This window comes from Mesorhizobium sp. M7A.F.Ca.US.011.01.1.1 (genome assembly GCF_003998295.1).
GTDB lineage: Bacteria > Pseudomonadota > Alphaproteobacteria > Rhizobiales > Rhizobiaceae > Mesorhizobium.
In genome coordinates, this window is sequence record NZ_RZRT01000233.1 from 1 (window position 1) to 538 (window position 538).

Annotated in this window: 1 protein-coding gene; it reads right to left on the minus strand. The window is 62.1% G+C overall.

Going from position 1 to position 538, the window contains the following annotated elements; all coding sequences use genetic code 11:
• Positions 1 to 12 precede the first annotated feature (12 nt).
• Positions 13 to 420, minus strand: coding sequence for a hypothetical protein (locus tag EOA13_RS37500; RefSeq protein ID WP_127298068.1), 408 nt, complete (start codon positions 418 to 420; stop codon positions 13 to 15).
• Between the last annotated feature and the right edge of the window lie 118 nt (positions 421 to 538).

Genomic DNA, 538 nt, shown 5'->3' on the forward strand with positions numbered 1-538 from the left:
CAAGACGACCGCTCATCGCCTGGCCTCCCGCGCCTTGCGAGACTCGACGGTCATCGTTTTCAGTTCCTCGCGAAACTGCCGCACGAGGTCGCCCACGGCGATCAGCGCCTGCTCAAGATCCTTATCGTGGGCAACACGCCCGTCGTTCATGGCGCGCACGGCCTGATTGAAATTGATGCCGACGCGCCGCAGCTGATCGGTCATCTCCACAATCGCCGGCCGCAACGCCTCTGACGCGATAGGCAGATGCCCGGCCTCTGCCCGCACCAGACGCCGGACGACCTCGCTGACGGTCACGCCGTCCCGCTCCGCAATGGCTTTGAGGCGAGCCAGCTCGTCAGCCGAAAACCGGATGTGGGTCACCTCGCCGTAGCGTTGTGACGCCTTCTTTACCGCTACTTTCTGGGCGTCTGCATTCATTCTCAAGCCCGCTTGCGGGGCTAAGGCCCGCCAGGGCCGCGCCGCCTATTTTGTGTGTATCACAAAAAAGGCTATCCTGCCAATAGAGAACAATAATTTCGGGCGCGCGCGTCTTCTC

Bases quoted from the DNA above. Each gene is read 5' to 3' on its own strand.
- EOA13_RS37500 (WP_127298068.1), bottom strand. From the start codon at position 420: ATGAATGCAGACGCCCAGAAAGTAGCGGTAAAGAAGGCGTCACAACGC.